Annotated in this window: 15 protein-coding genes and 1 CRISPR repeat array; of the genes, 1 reads left to right on the top strand and 14 read right to left on the bottom strand. The window is 27.5% G+C overall.

Annotated elements, in window-relative coordinates; translation table 11 throughout:
• Positions 1–6: 6 nt before the first annotated feature.
• From ACZ5SO_RS15065 to ACZ5SO_RS15025, 9 genes are all read right to left on the bottom strand, one after another.
• Entirely contained in the window at positions 7–1,578 is a 1,572-nt protein-coding gene (locus ACZ5SO_RS15065; RefSeq protein WP_464625738.1) for a hypothetical protein, read from the bottom strand.
• A complete protein-coding gene (gene csm5, locus ACZ5SO_RS15060; RefSeq protein WP_464625737.1) occupies positions 1,575–2,681 on the bottom strand; it encodes a type III-A CRISPR-associated RAMP protein Csm5 in 1,107 nt (368 codons plus the stop codon). The genes ACZ5SO_RS15065 and csm5 overlap by 4 nt, the downstream gene beginning before the upstream one ends.
• 10 nt (positions 2,682–2,691) lie before the next feature.
• A complete protein-coding gene (csm4, locus tag ACZ5SO_RS15055) occupies positions 2,692–3,600 on the bottom strand; it encodes a type III-A CRISPR-associated RAMP protein Csm4 (RefSeq protein ID WP_464625736.1) in 909 nt (302 codons plus the stop codon).
• Between the two features lie 3 nt (positions 3,601–3,603).
• Positions 3,604–4,233: a type III-A CRISPR-associated RAMP protein Csm3 gene (gene csm3, locus ACZ5SO_RS15050; protein ID WP_464625735.1), complete on the bottom strand. Its 630-nt coding sequence runs from the start codon at positions 4,231–4,233 to the stop codon at positions 3,604–3,606.
• 65 nt (positions 4,234–4,298) lie between these two features.
• Positions 4,299–4,676, bottom strand: a complete 378-nt coding sequence (gene csm2 / locus ACZ5SO_RS15045) for a type III-A CRISPR-associated protein Csm2 (RefSeq protein WP_464625734.1) — start codon at positions 4,674–4,676, stop codon at positions 4,299–4,301.
• Positions 4,677–4,689: 13 nt separating this feature from the next.
• Positions 4,690–7,050, bottom strand: coding sequence for a type III-A CRISPR-associated protein Cas10/Csm1 (gene cas10 / locus ACZ5SO_RS15040; protein ID WP_464625732.1), 2,361 nt, complete (start codon positions 7,048–7,050; stop codon positions 4,690–4,692).
• A 1-nt stretch (position 7,051) separates the two neighbouring features.
• Positions 7,052–7,933: a CRISPR system precrRNA processing endoribonuclease RAMP protein Cas6 gene (gene cas6, locus ACZ5SO_RS15035; RefSeq protein WP_464625731.1), complete on the bottom strand. Its 882-nt coding sequence runs from the start codon at positions 7,931–7,933 to the stop codon at positions 7,052–7,054.
• Between the two features lie 273 nt (positions 7,934–8,206).
• Positions 8,207–8,940: direct repeats of the CRISPR family, unit length 36 nt; unit sequence GTCTTAATCCCTTAAAGCAGGTCAATCCTTTCAGAC.
• A gap of 343 nt (positions 8,941–9,283) precedes the next feature.
• Positions 9,284–10,579, bottom strand: a complete 1,296-nt coding sequence (mtaB, locus tag ACZ5SO_RS15030; RefSeq protein ID WP_464625729.1) for a tRNA (N(6)-L-threonylcarbamoyladenosine(37)-C(2))-methylthiotransferase MtaB — start codon at positions 10,577–10,579, stop codon at positions 9,284–9,286.
• Positions 10,580–11,356, bottom strand: coding sequence for a prephenate dehydrogenase/arogenate dehydrogenase family protein (locus tag ACZ5SO_RS15025; protein WP_464625728.1), 777 nt, complete (start codon positions 11,354–11,356; stop codon positions 10,580–10,582). It abuts the gene before it with no gap.
• A gap of 296 nt (positions 11,357–11,652) precedes the next feature.
• Here ACZ5SO_RS15025 and pta point away from each other — a divergent pair, with 296 nt between their 5' ends.
• A complete protein-coding gene (gene pta / locus ACZ5SO_RS15020) occupies positions 11,653–12,657 on the top strand; it encodes a phosphate acetyltransferase (protein ID WP_464625727.1) in 1,005 nt (334 codons plus the stop codon).
• Positions 12,658–13,149: 492 nt separating this feature from the next.
• Here the strand turns inward: pta and rsmA are convergent, their stop codons facing one another.
• From rsmA to ACZ5SO_RS14995, 5 genes are all read right to left on the bottom strand, one after another.
• A complete protein-coding gene (rsmA, locus tag ACZ5SO_RS15015; protein WP_464625725.1) occupies positions 13,150–14,028 on the bottom strand; it encodes a 16S rRNA (adenine(1518)-N(6)/adenine(1519)-N(6))-dimethyltransferase RsmA in 879 nt (292 codons plus the stop codon).
• 1 nt (position 14,029) lies between these two features.
• Positions 14,030–15,415, bottom strand: coding sequence for a ComEC/Rec2 family competence protein (locus ACZ5SO_RS15010; RefSeq protein ID WP_464625724.1), 1,386 nt, complete (start codon positions 15,413–15,415; stop codon positions 14,030–14,032).
• 166 nt (positions 15,416–15,581) lie between these two features.
• Positions 15,582–16,355: a hypothetical protein gene (locus ACZ5SO_RS15005; RefSeq protein WP_464625722.1), complete on the bottom strand. Its 774-nt coding sequence runs from the start codon at positions 16,353–16,355 to the stop codon at positions 15,582–15,584.
• 78 nt (positions 16,356–16,433) lie between these two features.
• The gene (locus tag ACZ5SO_RS15000; protein WP_464625720.1) at positions 16,434–18,125 is read right to left on the bottom strand and encodes a phospho-sugar mutase; all 1,692 of its coding nucleotides are present in this window, start codon (positions 18,123–18,125) and stop codon (positions 16,434–16,436) included.
• Positions 18,115–18,774 (bottom strand): HAD family hydrolase, encoded by a 660-nt coding sequence (locus tag ACZ5SO_RS14995; RefSeq protein ID WP_464625719.1) that lies wholly within the window; start codon positions 18,772–18,774, stop codon positions 18,115–18,117. The genes ACZ5SO_RS15000 and ACZ5SO_RS14995 overlap by 11 nt, the downstream gene beginning before the upstream one ends.
• Positions 18,775–18,807: the final 33 nt, after the last annotated feature.

Raw genomic sequence — 18,807 nt, 5'->3', positions numbered from 1 at the left:
TTTTACCTATAAAATTAACTTCTTTATTATAGAAATAAATTTATCACTGTCTAAATAATAAGGAGCATAAATCTTACTAATTGCAAAACTATCTTCTACTAGATTATATAGTTCTTCAATTAATCCAAAAATATTATAAGCAGTATTGTTCTTATTATCATTTAAAGCCATATTAATAGCCTCCAAAGAAATACCTTTAACACTATGGGCAATTGGTAACTTATTCCTCAAACTTGCAAAAGGTATGAAAGCTTTATATTTAGAATCAAGCTTAAAATACATTTGAACAAACTCAGGGACATTGTCTTTATTGCTAACAACCCAATGGATTAATTGACGCCTCGTAGAAAAGTTAGCAACAAAATGAATTCCTTCAGGTTTGCTTATTGCTAAAATCAGTTTATCATATTTATTTTTTGATAAATTTTCTAATTTAATATTATCTCTAATATATTCATTTACTTCCTCAAAAATACCTTTTTTAAATGTTAGAGACTCTAAACCTAAGGCTTTCAACATAACATAATTACCTAAAACATCTAAAAATGAAATTAACAACGCCATAGTATTAAAATAATCTTTTTTATTTAAACTGAGCTGAATATTAGCTAAAGACTCTAATAAAAGAAAAGGACATTTTGGATTTGAATAATTAAAATTCTCTGGATCTGCTTGAATTATATATTCTAAATTTAATTTTATAGGTTTAATTATTTCATCAAAACTATGATTTTTTTCAGATAATGAATTTAATTTATCTAAAGCTTCTTTAAATTGATAATTCTTTCTATAAATAAAATAATCTAAAATATCTAATATATAAGGAAATGTAGATAGATAGCTATTTTCAACTTTAGCTTTAGCTATATCATAATTGCCATTTTTTAAATCAACAGCTAATTGATTTATTGAATTTAATTTTTCTTCCTTTGAAAAAATATCTAACTTTTTAATTGTTGCTTTATCTGTTTCATGGCTATTAGAAGCATAATATTGATTAATATCAGGTTTTACTCTGGCACAACTTTGAGATAAACCAAGACACATTGCAGGAGTTCCCTGTGCTATGGATATAACTGTATCATCTAAGTTAATTTTAGAAATAAATTTACTATATAATGGAAGAATTATACTATAATCTGCAGGATTAACCGTTATTGTTGCAAATTTGAATTCTATATTTGGAAATACTATTTTCCCATAGGTTCCTAATAAAATTTCTTTTAATAAAAAAGTATCAGTATTTTTAGATTCTTTCTGTTTCGTAATAAAGCAAAGAACTTCAGTAATTTTCCTTTTCTCTAATTCCTCAATTTTCTTTATTTCATCTTTCAAAATTGGAAATTCTATTCGTTCTAATTCATCTTCTTTTGTTTCATTATTTTCGTTTATCTTAATAAAAGCTTTAGTTAAAACATTGCCATTAGAATCAAATTTAACATCATATTTTTTTATAGAATCAACTAAATCAGATAAACTAGAAAAATATTTTTCTCTTTTCCTAAATACATAGGCATCACCAGAATTTTTACAAAATAATTTTAAATCACTATTACCAAAATTAACTATTAGCCTCATTCTCTAACCTCTGTTATTAAGCAATATCCAGGAAGAAATTTATTCTCAATTAGAGGATAACTTTCTCCTCCTTCAATATTTATATCTTCATTATATATCTTTGTATTTATAGACATATCTTGTTGGATATTATATGTAATATTTTCAATTCCTGAAAATCTGCCAATTCTGATCAAACCTTTTGTAGAAGTTACATTATCTTCTATAATTTTAACCATAAGATTTCTAGGTCCAATCGGAAGCTGTTTTGCTTTATTATTAAAATTATCTATATAATAATCATTAAGTGCATCAATTATATTATTAATATTTGTAAATTGTTCTAATGAATAAATCTTTTTTAATTTTGTTGAAATTGAAATAGTACCTGTTAATGTAATTTTACTATCTGAATAACAAGATGCCTCAGTCATAGTAGTATAAACAGGTAAGGGATCTTTTTTTGTACTAATTAAAATTTCACCTAATATATTAACACTTGATTTAGACTCAAATTCAAAATCACTAACTTTTATATATTTAAAAGGATCATCTGTAACTTTATCTGACACTTTCATTATTTTAGATTCAAACTTTTTAGTTTGTACATACTTTCTTTTAAAACCAGTTGAATCAATATAATCATTTTTAGAAATTGTTTGATGATTTAATAAAGACTGTATTATAGCTGTTCTTAAAGAACCTTTTATTGAAGAGCCTGGGATATATGGTTTATCATTAATTTTTTTTATACAATTTTTATCAATTATTTGAAAAGGTTTATTCTCTATTAAATTTTTTCCACTTTGAAGATATCCCATTGGTCGTGAAAAAATTAAAGAAATTTTATCATTATTTTCTCTTAGAGTTTTTAAAACCAAAGCTTTAGCAGCTTTATCATATTTTTTATCTCTTGAAGAAATTCCTTTTGTAACAGTTTCGATATATTCAGTGCGTGTTTGCAAATCCATAATCTTTAAAAGATTATTCAAATTCACTTTATATAATTTATCTCCTAATAAAAACAACTCTCCATATTCATAATATTCACCAGTATTAATAATAACAGGAGTCAGAATTTCAATTTGAATTTTATGATTAATCCATTGTTCTTTATTACCCATGCAACACTCCTTATTTAAAATAAATGGGGAAAGAATATCCATAACTACAAATTTTAGAATCAGTATGTACGTTATGAAGGATACAACCATTGCCATTCTTAAAAACGGATCCTGGTTCAAAATATACAACAGGGTATTTATTGAATGTTTTTCTTTCTCCAATTGAACTACCAACTATCCCAAAATAATAATTCATTTGATAGTACATAGGTTCTAAATCTTTTCCACTACATCTACTAATTGTCATATATAAATCACTATCTTTAAATGAAAATAATTTATTTTCATTTTCATTTAACTCTTCAAGTAAAATTTCAAAATTACCTTTTCCGACATTTCTATCTCCTCCTAATCCTACAAGATTTAGGTAAGAGACAATATCTTTAATTGTACAGATTGTTCCTGGACTATCATTAATAATTTTCAAATATATAACAAAAGGATGAGCAGAATATAAGAATGTTTGATTAAATACTCCACCTTCAATAGGTCTACCAGACATTCTATCAATAGAACTTCTAACCTCATTTAATGAATAAATTTCTGGAGATTTATCAATTATTGCTAATTTTAATTTATCTATATCCTTTTGATATTTTAAAAAGACTTCAATAGGAATATAAGTTCTTTTTTTATTTTTTTTAGCTAAAGCTCTATTTTTTTTCTCATCTTGTAAAGATATCTTTTCATTTTGATTTCTTTTAAATGGTGGTAATATAATTCTAGGGAGATATCCTTCTGGAAACATATTACTTATTAAAAATGGAGGATTTTTATCAAACTGATCAATAAACTTAGAAACTTCTGTAGGACCTTTTAAAGCTGAAATAGCACATACCATTTGGCCCCAAATTTGATCTGCTGTAAATAAATTAGAAAATCCAGACTTTGTTTTTAACTTCAATTTTAAATATTTCATTTATTACTCCAGATTAAAAGCTTTATCACCCCATACCAAATCTTTAAATTTTATCTTCCCATATCCTCTACTTCCATTACCACCTAGAGAATCTTGTTCCATTAAAAATAACCCTTGTTTTATAATTTTTTTAAATTCATCTTCATTATCTTCATCTAGAATTCTTAAATTCATTGAAAAATCAAAAGATAATCCAGGAATAACTCTCTCAATATTTCTTGGAGAATTAGCAGTTCCTGAAATCCTATCAATACTATTTTCAGATTTTTCTTCAGTAGGTAGGATATTTTTAGCTTTTAATTTATCTTTAGATTCTTCTGAAATAAAACAATCTCTAAAAATAATTCGAGTCATTCCTTTTTCAGATGTATCACCAAAAATTGTTGGAACTATATGATTATTATTATTTCTTGAGGAAGGTTTTCCATCTAAGGATAAGCCATAATATAACTCTAATAATGATCTCATTTTCCCTTTAAGTGAAGATCCTGGAATATATGGGTAATTATCTAAAGGATTCTTAATAACTGAAGAATCAATTCCTCCAATATGAACCTCAGAATCTCCAGCACCTATATGCAAACCTGTAATAATTTCAATTTTACCTTTTATCTCAACAATATGAATAGACATTTATTTATACCTCCAATAATTTACTACTGTATTATATACTTTCTCTAAATTCAAAACTTTAAGTTTTATCTAAAATTTTTTTCATAATATTTTGTATAACCAATTAAAGCTTGATAAAATAAAATAAAATTATCAAAATCTTTTCGTGTTTGTATTTGATTTACTTTCTTTTCAATTTGATCTTTAAAATTTTTATGAATAATACCTCTTCCCATACTATATGCAAGTTTCGCTTTAGAAAAAGCAATTAAAGGTAATATTTCATTTTTAAAATCTTCTTCGGAAAAACCATCCCTATGAGACTTAGAATGCAGTAAAAGAAAATCATCATAAAACTTTCTAATTTGAGTAGATGATGCTTTTCTTTGTCTATTTTTAATCATCTCATTTTTTGCAATATTTTCTGGTTCTTCAGTTAACAATTCTTTTGTTAATTTAAGCATTTTTAGCCTCCAATTAATTTTTTCTAAGTCCATACATTGTATGTACTAATGCAACTCTAAATCTTTCTAATTCTAAAGAATCTTTATAATTATCTATATGATTTAAAAAGAAATTATAAATTTCAGCTTTATATTTTTCATCTTTAATGTTTACATTTCTAACTAAATCATATCTTAATTTTGAATATACTGACCATTTTCTTTGTTTTTCTTTTAATAATGCATCATCACTAATAGGTAAACTCAAAGACTTCTTTTTTCTATCAGTCTCTACTAATAAATCATTTACATAATTATAAATTCTATATATAAATGATGAAGAAATTGATTCATTACTTATATATTTAGTTAAAATATTAGAGTCTTCTATTAATTTTCTTAATTCCACTTCATCAAAAAGAACATTAAAATACGAAGTACAATTTTTACCTTCTTTTTCTTTTGCTCTATCATCTAACTGATAATTAGCTTTTTCATTTAAAAGAGCAAAAGGTTCTTTTGCATGTCCTACTACTATTCCTGCAGAAAAATGTATTTGATTGTTATTACAACAGAATATTCTAAATTTTAATTTTAGTTCTTGAATAAACTCTAAGGCTTGATTCCATGGTAATATAATAAATACATCATCTCCTCCAGAGATAACAGTATATGCTTCAGGGTAATTTTTTTCTAAAATATGTTTAACAATAACATTGAAAAAATGATTTAATAATCTTGATAAAGTTATATATCTAGAAATAGAATAGATTTCTTTTGGAAATCCACTAATAAAGATTTCTCCTAGATTATCAACGTCAATTTTTACATAAGCTAAATAATTTTTTCCCATTCCATTTTCATCAATACCTGTTTTTGCAATATCCTCAAATGTTTTATCTGGACTGTGAGTATTTAATCGCCAAATTGGATATTTATAATCATTCGAAGTTAAACTATATGTAAAATAATTATTAATTAATACTTCATCTTCAAGAGAGATAAATACATCTTTTACAATTTCATATCCCTTTTGTGAATTATAATTAATATACTTTTTAGTTAAAACATTTGCTCCTAATTTTTGTATAGTTTCACAATTTTTACAAATGTTATTTTCTTTATTAGTTATTATATTTTTACCACAAACTGAACACCTAGTACCTTCAATATCTGTATTATTAATTACATACCCAATCTCATTAATACAATGCTCAAATTTCCTATTTTTCTTAGAATTAAGTCTATATCCAACTTCTTTTTGTGTATTTACAAATTCATTTTTAGAAAAAGCATCTATACTAGCTAATAGAGAATAATCTGTTAAAACACATAAAGTCCCTTGATATTTTTTAAAGAAAAATAAATCCTGATCTTTAACAAAGTCATCTATTTTAGAAATAAGAGCTTCATCTGGGGGCAAAATTATAGTAAATTTTCCACCTGCATCTATTAAATCAGTAAATGGTATAATTCCTAGTTTCTGAGACAAAGCAACCCGATATGAATTACTGATAGAACTGATAATAAATGATCTACCTCTAAAAGTTTTAGCTGCACCTTTAAAAGAACTATATTTGCTTTGGAAAATAAACTGTTGAATACCAGATACGTCTGCGGCAAAAATTCTAAATTGTTCTTTCTGATCTGAATTAGCCATAGCTATAGCAAAAGCCATAGTAGTAACACTATGATCATATAATGAAATATCATTTAATAAATCATTTGTTGATGAAGGGATACACCATGTATATTGATATAGCAAATCTTTTAATTTCATTAATAATTCAACTACTGTCATTTTATTGGGTAATTTTTGTAAACTTTGAATAAAATTTTCCCATAGATTTTGATAATCTAATTCAATGTTTTCTTTATCACTGGTGGGATAGCTATATTTTTCAGAAAGTGACAAATTATAATAATAATCACTTTTCTTTGCTTTATTATCTTTTTCAGTATCTATATTTGAAAATATAGAACGTAAAGGCTTTTTATAATAATCCCCTCTTTTATATGAATCTTGTGCATCTGTTCTATCATTATTAGAAGAAATAGAATCTGCTAATTGTATAATTTTTGAATAATCACCTTCCCCAGGACTATGATGAGATGCACTAGATCTATAAACTTGTTCCCATTTTAAATTAATATCAAAATCAATATTATCAATTATTGGCTTAAAATCAGTTATAAAAAAATCATATGTCCATAAGGCATGTCGATGAGTATATAACTGAGTTTTACTATTTAACTTTGCTATATACCCTTCCATTTTTAAAGTGGTATTACTAATTTTTGTCTCATCACCTTTATATGCTCGTTGTTTAAATTTCCCAATATCATGTAATAATGCAGCAATAGCAACTTCATACTGAGATTTTATATCAATCACTTCAAATCTCCTCCTCTGACAAAGCTATTTTACCTAAGCCCATACTTATATTTTTTCCAACATTAAAAATTTCAGCAGCTTTTAGAAGTTGGAATGTATATTCATCTAGACCATCTATAATTAATAATTCTCCAATAACTCCACCTATTTTTAATGCCTCTTTTTGTCGGCTTGAATAATAATTAAAATCAACCCACTTTTGATCTATTGAATGACTTTTTAAAGAAAAAGGCTCATTTTTAATTTTAAAAGTTCCATCTCCATAAATTTGATCTAAAATAAAAATGCGTCTTTCAATTGCTTTAAAGAAATCATTTGCAGTTATTTTATTTAAATAATGACCTTGTTTTTTAATTCTACAAGGTGTTAGAAATTTAACTGAATTAAATTTTAAATTTATATCTTCAACTGGCCACTTTTTTGAAACTTCTGGAAAAGTATTAACATCAAAGCTATAAGATAAATTATTGCATAAAACATCTACAAGATCATAATGTGTTCTAGATTTTGAAATTCCTAATTCTCCAGCTTTTTGCAAAGCTAAAGTTATATATGGGATATAATTTCTACTTTTTCCTATGAACAAAATTTTAATATCAGCCTTATCTTCGTCAATAAGTTTAACATCCAAAGTAAAAGGGTGTGGCGACCTATTCCTTCCTAATAACACTTTTTTATCTTTTTCTATAGGAGATTCAAAAAAACATGCATAAACACAACTACTATTTAATATGCAAGACTCACACTCATTTTGTTTTAATACACAAGTAAGTTTCTTTAATTGAGCTCCTAACACACTTCGAAAAATAATAGATGGTGATTTATTCCATTTAACTTTAGTTTCAAATCTTATCCTATATTTTAACACAATATAATCAAGCATAAACCCTACTGTAAAAAATAATTTAATATAATAATAACATGGTTACTAACAATATTAAAGAAAAATATTTTACAAATAAAACATCATTTATGCCAATTTGGTAAGAATTAAAGGAAATATAGCATCAAATTATGGTATTAATTCTTTATTTTCTTAATTTGATTATCTACATAGAAAAAATCAATCAATGTTTAATATTTCATATTTTTATAAAACTTTCTCATTTCATTTTTAAATTTTCGAACTCTTTAGACTTCAGTTTAAAGTATAAAACCTATAATCCCTTAAAGCAGGTCAATCCTTTCAGACCTTATTTCTGAGCTTAATGACAGTTTAGCTGAGAAAGTAGTTGTCTTAATCCCTTAAAGCAGGTCAATCCTTTCAGACATAACCACGAGTCAATTTATAACTTAAAAAAAGTTGGTAAAGCGTCTTAATCCCTTAAAGCAGGTCAATCCTTTCGGACATCGAAAAAGAGTTTGATAAAGTAGTAAACGAGGCTCTAGGTCTTAATCCCTTAAAGCAGGTCAATCCTTTCAGACCATATTAATGTATTTTAAAAAACACAAACCTACTATCTGTGAGGTCTTAATCCCTTAAAGCAGGTCAATCCTTTCAGACGAAGCACAGATAAGAGAGATTATTCAAAACCCAAATGGTCTTAATCCCTTAAAGCAGGTCAATCCTTTCAGACAAAAATGTTAGTAAATTTGACACCACATGCTGTTACAATTTTGTCTTAATCCCTTAAAGCAGGTCAATCCTTTCAGACGCAGATTTACAAGCAAAGATAATATGAGGTATTATCTAACGTCTTAATCCCTTAAAGCAGGTCAATCCTTTCAGACTATTAAAAAGATTTAATGAATGGTTAAAAAGAAATTTTGATTTTGTCTTAATCCCTTAAAGCAGGTCAATCCTTTCAGACGTTGATAAAAAAGATTTAAAAGGTTTTCAACTTCGTTATCAATGTCTTAATCCCTTAAAGCAGGTCAATCCTTTCAGACTCCTACCATTATTATTCCTTACAATGAAAGAAATTACAATAGGCAAATAGCGAACCTTCGGATATTTTACAGTTAACAAATATATTTTTTCATTACTTTTCTATCTATAGAAACATATATTTTATTATATTATAAAGAATTACTTAAAATCGCGAACCTACCCCTAAAAACAGCAAAATATCAAATTTTTGAGGTTCGCGTTTTATTAAATAATTTTTTTTAATTTATTAATATTATCTCTTTTTATTTACTTGCACGCTTTTGTAAAAAAAATACCTTCAAAATAGTAAAATATTTAATTTTACTGCTAAGAAGGCTAAAAATTTCTTTAATGATTATATTATTAAATTATTTCTGCTTTAGGTTTGTCACCATCAATATCTATAATCTTTGCTTTAAATAGCATACCAGAAGCTGCAAATGGTGGAGTATTTTCAACCACTACATCTATATAATTACCGGTAACTCCAGTGAATTTACCGCCTTTTCTTGTTTGTAGTATTACTTCACATTCCTTATTTAGCTGCCTTTCTAAATATGCATTATGAAGGTCGCTAGATAATTCTCTAAGAGCCTTAGCTCGTTCATCCCTAAGATATTCAGGAACTTTATCTTTAGCTTTATATAAGGCTGTGTTAGGTCGTGGAGAAAAAGGAAATACATGAAGCTGACTAAAACCATAATCCTTTAAAAATTCATATGTTTCTTTGAACTCACTATCCCCTTCTCCAGGAAGACCTGCAATAATATCAGCTGCAATAAAAGGATCATCTTTAATTTCTTTTAATCTATTAACGATATAAATTAAATGAGCTTTATCATATTTTCTATTTACTCTTTTCAATACATCATCATTAGCACTTTGAACTGGGATATGGAAATGTGGTTGCATTCTATAATCTTTAAGTGCATTCAATAATCTATCATCAACGTGATCTGCTTCCATTGAAGATAATCTAAGCCTTATATTTGGACCTAATGCATCTAGGAGTTTTTCGATTAGCCCACCAAGGCCATCATTTTCATGATCATACATTGTTAAATTTACACCAGTTAGCATTATCTCACTAAAGCCTTCTTTTTCTAAGGCTAAAGCTCTCTCAACAACTACATCACTATCTAGGCTAACAGCCTTACCACGTGCTATGTGAACTCTACAAAATGCACAATTATTATCACAGCCATCTTGAACTTTTAAATAAGCTCTATGGTGGTATGAAAATGATGCTGCAGCATAATCAAATACAGAAGCGTCTTCATCTACAAAGGTTTTTATTGAATCTTGTAAGTTCATACCACTTTGAAGTGCTGCATTTATATGTTTTGGTAATTTTAATAAATGAGCTTTTTTCGATAAAGGTACTACAATGATATTCTCATGTAGTGCTCTTATATCTTCAGCGTTTAATTGTGCATAACATCCTGTTACAACACAAATACCAACTTGAGCAAACTTTCGAATCATTCTTCTAGCTTTTTGCTCTGCTTTACTTGTAACTGTACAAGTATTAACTATATATATTTCAGCATTTTCTTTGTCTTTGACAATAGAAAATCCTTCTGAAACGAAGGCATCTGCTATTCCTTCACTCTCACATTGGTTTAATCTACATCCCAATGTGTAAACACAAACATTCACCTAGTCCTCCTGGGATACTAAGTCCTGCATGACATAATCTAAAGCACCCTTTAATCCCATTCGCATTTGTTTTGCATAAGGATTGTATTTCTGTAAGTCGTGAAATAGTTGGATGGGGTCATTACAGGTTTGTTCAACAATAGACATCAACCTTCTATAACCTGTCGTTGCAAGTTCTGTAGGTTGAAGGGCAAGTTCATCTAATACTCTTCCAACAAAGTGAGTAATACCTTGCGACCAAGCAGCTTCTCTATCATGAGAATCGGGGGACATCTCTAAAATATCTAGCTGCCAAGATTTAAAATCTTCTAAGATATTATTATAAATATCTTTAGGGCAAGATATAGGAAAAATGACAAGAGGTAAACCCTTAACCCCATTTTTTCCTGAATCTGGTCCAAACATTGGGTGTGAAGCAATCGAATATACTCCATCTGGAAGATTTTCTTTCATAACTTTAGCAGGATAAACTTTTACAGAACATGTATCTATAACTACTGCACCCTTTTTTAATCTGTCTTTTACTGATTTAATAACTGTTTCAAAAGAACTTATTGCAACACAGAAATATATAATATCACTTGAACTTAAAAGTGTGTCTTCGTCTACTTGCTTAACACCCTCAATTTTCTCTTTTTTATGTCTACTATATCCAAAAATTTCATTATTATTATGTTTAGCTAATTCTTTTGCCCAGAATGCTCCAAATCTTCCTAACCCATATACACCAATATTCATAATACTTATTACAACCTCAGTACTGAAAAGATACATCATTAAAAACAACTCATTCAAGATAAAAACGAAAATAAAGATATACTTTTTAAATAATTAACTATTTTTTTTGAAATTACTTGAATTTACGTTTTTATCCAAATTTATTTATTATTGTTAAGCATATTAAAACTATATTACAATAATATTATAGTTTTTATTTCACCCTATTTAAAATGACTATTATTTCTTAATTTTTTTTGAAAAAAATTATAATAAGGTTTGCTAAAGCAATTTATCAATAATTTTCCTTGTGATAGTATAAAAATAATGAACTGTTAAATCTTAGGAGAAATATAATGACATTCGCACAAAAAATGAAAATGCAAGCTGTAAAAGCTCAAAAGAAGTTGGTACTTCCTGAAGGCTGTGAAGAAAGAACTCTACAAGCTGCAGTAAAAGTAATGGAAGAAAAATTAGCTAAATCAGTTACTTTATTAGGGAAAGTTAACGAAATTGAAGCTAAGGCAAAAGAACTAGGTGTTGATTTATCATCTCTAACTCTTTTAGACCCAGAAGAATCTGATAAAAGAGAACTTTATGCAAATGAGTATTATGAGCTTAGAAAACATAAAGGAATGACTAAAGAAGATGCTTTTGCCCAAATTATTGACCCTCTAAAATGGGGTGCAATGATGACTAGACTAAAAGATGCTGATGCCATGGTAGCTGGTGCTCTAAACACTACTGGTGATGTTTTAAGAGCTTGTTTTACTATTATCAAATGTAAACCTGGTATTAAAAGCGCATCAAGCTGTTTTGTAATGGCTACTGATAAAACTGAATTAGGTGCTAATGGTTCTTTCATTTTTGGTGATTGTGCAACTATTCCTAATCCTACAGCTGAACAATTAGCTTCTATAGCTGAAGCTTCTGCTGAATCATGTAAAACTTTCTTAGAAGCTGAACCTAAAGTAGCTCTTTTATCTTACTCAACAAAAGGCTCTGCTAAAGGTGATTTAGTTGAAAAAGTTCAACAAGCAACTAAAATGGTCCAAGAAAAATGTCCTGAATTAGCTGTTGATGGTGAATTACAACTTGATGCTGCAATTATTGACAGTGTTGGTAAATTTAAAGCTAAAGGTTCTCCTGTTGCAGGAAGTGCAAACACTCTAATCTTCCCTGACCTTCAAGCAGGTAATATCGGTTATAAACTTGTTCAACGCCTTGCTGGCGCTGAAGCATATGGCCCAATTCTTCAAGGATTCGCTAGACCTGTTTCAGACTTATCAAGAGGTTGTAGTGTAGAGGATATCGTAGTTACTAGTGCTATTACTTTAGCTCAAGCAGCTACTCTAAATTAATAATAATTTCATATATTTAATTTATTATTCTCTCATTAAATTAAGACTGTATTTCTTTAATAAGAATACAGTCTTATTTTTGAATAAAAAATTCGAGAATAATTATTTACTCTCGAACCTATATATTTTTCTTAATTATTTTTTTTAATTGTACGCCATCTTATTATAAACAATAATACTTTGTATTTTTTGTTTAATTAATAGGATTCTTTCTCAATACTTAAACTAAACAGGAATTATTCCTGTAGCTAATAATATAGCTGGTGCTATTATCAATAAAGAAGCCATTAAAGTTGTAATCTTTCTCACTTTAGTCTCCTTGTTACTTTTATCTTTTTTCAAATAAGTAAATATAGTATAGCACCTTTTGTTATTTATGACAATAGTCTTACAGAATCCATTACAATGCTATATAATTAATATCGAATTACAATATATTTCTTTACTATATATATAATTAAATATAATGAAAGTAATGTCATAAGATATTTTTTAGGCTTTTGAAAGTAAAATAACTTGCTCACTAATTTTTATAAATTCATTAATACTTAATTTTTCAGCTCTAGCCTGAGGTGAAACGCCTGATTTTTCTAGAGCTTTTAGTAACAGCTCTTTTTCATATAACTTTCCACATTTTCCACTTATTAAATTATTTTTAATAGTTTTTCTTCTCTTTGAGAATAAATCCCTGACAACCATTATAAAAGTATCTCTAAGGTCTTCAGAAACTAAAGAAGTTTTTCTTTTGTTCATTACAATTACACTGCTTACAACATTTGGTACAGGATAGAATGCCTGACTATTTATATCCATAACAATAGAGAGATCATAATCGATTTGAGCTAAAACAGAAAATGAGGAATATAATTTTGAACCACTTGGAGCACAAAGTCTTTGAGCAACTTCTTTTTGAAGGGTATAGACCATTTTTTTAGGATGACATTTATTTTCTAGTAATTTAGCTATACAGACACTTCCAACATTGTAAGGTAAATTACCACAGATTACATCAGGAACACCTTGAGTTCTAAACGTTTCTAAAGTAGTTTTTAGAGCATCTCCTTCAACTAATGTAAACTTCCCCTCATCTTCAAATGCTTCATTTGCTAAAATTTTACAAAATCCATAATCAATTTCGAAAGCTGTTAAATTAACTTTTTTTTCTAATATTAAAGAAGTTATTGAACCGATACCAGGACCAATTTCCCAAACATTCATGTCTTCAGAAAGTTCCATAAAATTAACAATCCGATTTCTAACATCAGCTGAAAGCAAAAAATTCTGTCCAAATTTTTTACTCATTGCCAATTCTTTTCTTTCTAATAAATCCATTATTGATGTAATGCTTTCATAGGGAAAATTCCAACTCATTTTATTCGTAGCTCCTAAATTTAAAACTGTGTGTAGCATACAGATACACAGCTAATGAGGTCAATACTATAGTAGCAAAGATAAGATACCCTTTTGTACTTATTAAATCTTTTGGGACTTTATTATTAAGATAGTCCCCTTTTTCAAATATTATTGTTATTATTCTTTCTATATATCTTGCTAATTTATGCAAATAAAAATTAACTTCCTTTTCTATATTCAATATTAATCTAATAATTGCCTCAGTAATACCAACTCCTATTTTATCTATTAAATAATAATTAAAATCTACAAAAATGGAATTTATTAAAATGCTTAAAGCTAAAATCATTTCAACTGTAATAAAAACAGTAAGACAAGGTGCTAATATTATTGATAATATACACCAAGATCCACCTAGTGAAATTGAGAGAGGATATGTAATTAAAATAGCAAATACTGTCGTTAAAATTGAAGAAAGCACTATATTAACATCTTTAAATATTGACGAATATAGAAATATAGCACATAAAGCACCATAGCTAAACAAACACCCCGCACTTATAAACGTTGAAGGGAATATAATTGCTTGTATAATTGCCGATAAAAGCAAAACAATTTCACTTTTCAACTCTCCCTTTATTTTAAATAAATTTAAAACATACATTATTAAGGCTCTAAGTAAACTTGGAATTGGGGCTGTGATGTATATAAAATAAGTTATAAAAATGAGGGAAAAGTACTTTGTTAAATTTTTATTTATAAAAAGGCCTAAAAGAAAGGAACAAAATAAGGCTATTATTGATAAGTGCATACCTGACAAAGCTAAAAGATGTGCACAACCTAATTTTAGGGCGTATTCTTTAAAGACAAAGCCTTCTTGATCACATCTACCTAGCAATAACATTCTAGCTAATGCAATATGTACATATGATTTAATTTTTTTTAATAAAAATATCCTATTATCTCGAACTGAAAAAATTAATTTATTCAAAAATGAGCCATATTTAGGATTTTTACAAAGGACAGTTACATCCTTTGCTTTAAATATTTTAATGTCCTCACTATATTCTACCGTTGCTCTAAGAGGAGTAAACATTAATAAATCATAATCTTTATTAAAGAGTATGGGAATTTGTCCTTTTAAAGAAACACTTGTTCCATCTTTCAAAAACCCTTTATAACAATCTACAACCAAATAATAATAACCTGATTGAGTTTCGCTTTGATCTTTTACAACAATTCCTTCAATTTCTTTTATCCGACTTTCTTCAGTGCCAGCTTTAAAAATCTTATTTGAATTAACATTTAAGGCTAATAAATAAAAAATAAATACTAAAATAATAATTACTTGAGAAAATAGATTATTACTTAAAACAATAAAGATAGAAGATATAATAAATCCCAAAATTATAAAAAGAATCGGTTTATATAATAAAGGTTTGTCATTATAACTTAAATAAAAAATGAAAGTTATATTAAATAAGATATATAACCGTAATGTTAGTTTTTCATAAAAAAAGTAATTAGTTTGTTTGATAATATCCATCAATATAACTAATTACTTTATACTATTAATTGCCCTTATTTTCTTCTATTGCAACTAAAAGACTTAAAAGCAATAAATAAAATTTATTCTCACGACCAAATTCAATCAGTCTTGAGCTTAAAGCTTCGTCTTTTATATTAGCTTCTCTAACTTTTACGACTTTATTATAATAATTTTTAAATTTTGAGTTACTTAAAAGTTTCTTTTTAAGAAGGGCAATAAACTCTTTAGATAATAAATCTTCATCATCATCAAATTTAATAGGATCAACACTACCCTCAACATTTGTTAGAGCATCAGCGATATCTAAATTATCATATGAATTTAGATTATATACATACTCTTCAATTTGTTTAAGAAATTTCACTTCTTTATATGAGGCTTGATTTACATGTCTTTTTATCTCAAGTTTCTTCTTATTTGCTATAGCACTTTTTTTATCACGTTTAGCAAAAAATCTCCAAGTTATTATAGCGAAAAGAAGACTACCACCCATTTCATCTACTAATGGGATTGGATCTCTTATTACCAAAGATAAAAAGAAATACATTATAAAAAAAGCTAAAGTTGATGCAAACAATCTAAGATAATACCTCTTCTCTTGTATCCATAAGTTAACACTATTATCAATTTCATTAAAAGTTGTTTGATTAACAAATTCTGAATCATCTTTTGTTAGAGTATTAGCACTAACAATAGTAATTTCTTCTTCACTATCTAAGTTACCAATATCTTTATTTTTATCAAAAGGATTCAACAATATAGGTTTTAAACTTTTAAAATAATAAATGTACACCACTATCTTGCCTCCATATATCAATAGTATATGCAAGTTCTTAATTTTAAAAGATAAAAGTGTACATTTTTCAATTTTTATCTATAAAGAAGTTTTAAACTCACTAATTATACCATCCATCTTATCTAAAAGAGTTTTTTTCTCACCTGTTAAAAATATGTAATATTTAATTTTTGGTTCAGTTCCACTTGGTCTAACTATTAACTTTTCTCCAGTTTCAAATTTAATAATAACCACATTAGCTTTTGGAAAACCTGATCCTTCATTTAATAAATCTTGAACACTTTCAATCTTTCTATTTACTAAAGAATCTCCTGCTTTTAAGGAATGGAAAGATTCCATAATTTTATCCATTTTAGCTTTTCCACTTGCTCCCTCATAATCACGAGCAAATACGATTTCAGTACTAAACCCATATTTTTCATATATAGCTTCTAACTTATCTTGAAGAGTTAAGCCAAGACTTTCTAAATAACACATCATTTCAACTGCCAAAACAGCAGATGAAACTGCATCCTTATCCCTTACAGATGGAACACTTAAAAAACCATAACTTTCTTCACAGCCGAATAAGAAATATTTATCACTATTATTTTCTAAATTCTTAATCTGCTCAGCTATATACTTAAAACCAGTTAAGACATCTTTACACTCACCACCATAAGATTCAGTTATTTTCTTAACTAAATCAGTAGTTACTAAACTTTTTGCAACAAATGGAACACCTTTTCTATTCATTTCTTTACTTGTTTCTAATAAATAATCACAAAGTAAAGTTGCAATTTGGTTTCCACTTAAAAGTTGATATTCACTTTTCTCTTTATTTTTAGGTATAGCAATACCTAATCTATCAGCATCAGGATCTGTTCCAAGAACAATATCAGCTTTTTCTTTTATAGCTAATTCAATTACTTTTTCCATAGCTTGTGAACTTTCTGGATTAGGTAGTTTTACTGTTGGAAAATTTCCATCTGGAAGTTCTTGCTCTTTAACAACAACTGTATTAATTCCAAGTTTATTTAACATAGATCTTACAGGAATATTTCCAGAGCCATGTAAAGGTGTATAAGCTACTGTGATTTTAGATTCTTTAACTAAATCTTTTCTCCTAATAGAGTTTATAACCATATCATAATAAGCTTCATCAACTGATGAGGGCACACTATTTAGATATCCATTTTCTAAAGCTGTTTTTTCATCAATTTCTTTTATATCTTTTAAAACAACACTATTAGCTTTTTTTGCAATTTCAATATCATGAGGAGGTGTAACTTGCCCACCATCACTCCAATACACTTTATATCCATTATATTTACTTGGATTATGACTTGCAGTAATTACAATACCAGCACTGGCTTTTAATTCTCTTAGTGCAAAAGACAACATTGGAACAGGTCTTAAACTATCATATAAATAAACCTTAACTTTATTTGCAGCTAAAACTAAGGCTGCTGCTAAAGCAAATTCACTACTATAATTTCTAGAGTCATAAGCAATAACAATAGAGGGAGAATCGATATTGCTTGTTAAATAAGAGGCTAAGCCTTGTGATACTTTTTTTACCATAAAGGTATTAATTCGATTAGTACCTCCTCCAATAACACCTCTCATACCAGCTGTGCCAAAAGCAAGAGTTGTATAGAATCTATCATACAAATCATCTATCTGATTATTATCTAATGCATATTGTACTTCTTTTTTAAATACTTCAGTTTTTTCTGAAGCAATATACTCATTGGCTCTTTTAAGAATTTCTTCATTACTAATTTGCATTAATCATCCTCCATAATTCATCAACTGTATCTACCATTGGCACATTAAACTTTACCAATTCTTCTTTATCTCTATAACCCCAAGTAACTAGAGCTACTTGAGATGTTGCATTTATAGCAGTTTTATAATCTACTTCACTATCACCAACATATAAGACTTCTAAAGGCTCTAAATTATATCGTTGGCAAAATTCAATTATCCTAAGACCGCTAGGTTTAAGTATCCCATCTTTAGCACCACATACATAATCAAATTTTATACCACTAAAAACTTCAGGAACAATTTGTTTTACAATTTGATCATCTTTATTAGATAATACCCCAAAAGGAATCTTAAACTTTGTTAAAAATTCATTAATTTTATCGTAAGGTTTACAATATTTAGTTGGATTTGCTTTATAATAAGTTTGAAGTTCCACTAAAGCTATATCAACTTCTTCTTCACTAGCTATATACCCTCGTCTAGTAAAACTAGTTTCTATTGCATTTCTAAGTCCATGTCCTACAATTTCTCTACATTCACTAATTGATATAGGAGAGAGGCCTCTATTGATTAAAGGAACATTCACAGAAGCTTTAATATCTTCTAAGGTATATAATAGAGTTCCATCTAAATCAAATAACACTGCTTTTATTGGCTTTTTTTTCATGAATTTAATTATTAACAACTATAGGTATTTAAT

It is taken from the genome of Pleomorphochaeta naphthae (assembly GCF_055396005.1).
Note: the sequence above shows the minus strand (reverse complement) of the source record. Positions and strands in the feature narration are given on the sequence as shown.

Excerpts from the sequence above, each read along its gene's own strand:
- ACZ5SO_RS15065 (WP_464625738.1), bottom strand. The coding sequence starts at position 1,578 with ATGAGGCTAATAGTTAATTTTGGTAATAGTGATTTAAAATTATTTTGT.
- csm5 (WP_464625737.1), bottom strand. The coding sequence starts at position 2,681 with ATGGGTAATAAAGAACAATGGATTAATCATAAAATTCAAATTGAAATT.
- csm4 (WP_464625736.1), bottom strand. The coding sequence starts at position 3,600 with ATGAAATATTTAAAATTGAAGTTAAAAACAAAGTCTGGATTTTCTAAT.
- csm3 (WP_464625735.1), bottom strand. The coding sequence starts at position 4,233 with ATGTCTATTCATATTGTTGAGATAAAAGGTAAAATTGAAATTATTACA.
- csm2 (WP_464625734.1), bottom strand. The coding sequence starts at position 4,676 with ATGCTTAAATTAACAAAAGAATTGTTAACTGAAGAACCAGAAAATATT.
- cas6 (WP_464625731.1), bottom strand. The coding sequence starts at position 7,933 with ATGCTTGATTATATTGTGTTAAAATATAGGATAAGATTTGAAACTAAA.
- ACZ5SO_RS15025 (WP_464625728.1), bottom strand. The coding sequence starts at position 11,356 with ATGATGTATCTTTTCAGTACTGAGGTTGTAATAAGTATTATGAATATT.
- pta (WP_464625727.1), top strand. The coding sequence starts at position 11,653 with ATGACATTCGCACAAAAAATGAAAATGCAAGCTGTAAAAGCTCAAAAG.
- rsmA (WP_464625725.1), bottom strand. The coding sequence starts at position 14,028 with ATGAGTTGGAATTTTCCCTATGAAAGCATTACATCAATAATGGATTTA.
- ACZ5SO_RS15000 (WP_464625720.1), bottom strand. The coding sequence starts at position 18,125 with ATGCAAATTAGTAATGAAGAAATTCTTAAAAGAGCCAATGAGTATATT.
- ACZ5SO_RS14995 (WP_464625719.1), bottom strand. The coding sequence starts at position 18,774 with ATGAAAAAAAAGCCAATAAAAGCAGTGTTATTTGATTTAGATGGAACT.